Genomic DNA, 1,086 nt, shown 5'->3' with positions numbered 1-1,086 from the left:
GGCCCGGTCCGGTTCGACCAGCACCCGGCCCGCTGCGCGCGCGCCGGCCGGCACCCCGGCGAGCATCGCCGCGAGGATGTCCGCCGGGTTCTCCGAGCGCGGGTTGTCGTTGGTGAGGATCGCGAGGTCGGCGAGCGTGGCGGCGGCGGCGCCCATGAGCGGGCGCTTGCCGCGGTCACGGTCCCCGCCGCAGCCGAGCACGACGATGATCCTGCCCTTCACCAGGGGACGGACGGTCGTCAGCAGCGTGGTGACCGCGTCCGGGGTGTGCGCGAAGTCGACCAGGGCCAGGAATGGCTGGCCGGCCTCGACCCGCTCCATCCGGCCCGGCACACCGGGCAGCGCACCGATCCCGGCGGCCGCGGCGGCCGGGTCGACCCCGACCGCCACCAGCAGCGCCAGCGCGCCCAGCGCATTGGCGATGTTGAACATCCCCGGCAGGGGGACGGACAGTTCCACCCGCTCGCCGCCCGGCCCGGCGGCCAGCAGCTCGCTGCCGGTGGGGCCGGCGCTGACATCGCGGGCCGTCCAGTCGGCGGGGCCGTCGACGGCGAAGGTGACCGCGTCCGGGCGGCGAGCCGCCAGCCGCCGACCCCATTCGTCGCCCACGCCGATCACCGCGACGGCCGCCCGGCCGGGCTCGAACAGCGACGCCTTCGCCTCGAAGTAGTCCGCCATCGTGGGATGGAAGTCCAGGTGGTCCTGGCTGAGGTTGGTGAACAGCGCCCCGGCGAAGTGCAGCGCGTCCGCCCGGTGCTGGGCCAGCGCGTGGCTCGAGACCTCCATGGTGGCCGCGTCCACGCCCCGTTCGACCATGGTCGCCAGCAGCGCCTGCAGGTCACTGGCCTCCGGGGTGGTGTGCGCGCTGGCCAGCCGATCCCCGGCGATGCGGGTCTCCACCGTGCCGATCAGCCCGGTGGTGTGGCCCGCCGCACGCAGCCCGGCGTCGAGGAGGAACGCGGTCGTCGTCTTGCCGTTGGTCCCGGTGACGCCGAGCAGCCGCAGCGCGGCCGACGGGTCGCCGTGGATCCGGGCCGCCACGGGCGCGAGATCTCGGCGCGGGTCGGCGCTGACGAGCACGGGCAG

Annotated in this window: 1 protein-coding gene; it reads right to left on the bottom strand. The window is 75.7% G+C overall.

Features of this window, described 5'->3' with window-relative positions:
• A partial coding sequence (locus ND748_RS32550) for a UDP-N-acetylmuramoyl-L-alanyl-D-glutamate--2,6-diaminopimelate ligase (RefSeq protein ID WP_251750097.1) occupies positions 1–1,086 on the bottom strand: 1,086 nt, incomplete at both ends.

The sequence above is a fragment of the Frankia sp. AiPs1 genome (assembly GCF_023716945.1).
Lineage (GTDB): Bacteria > Actinomycetota > Actinomycetes > Frankiales > Frankiaceae > Frankia.
This window is presented reverse-complemented; position numbering and strand designations above follow the sequence as displayed.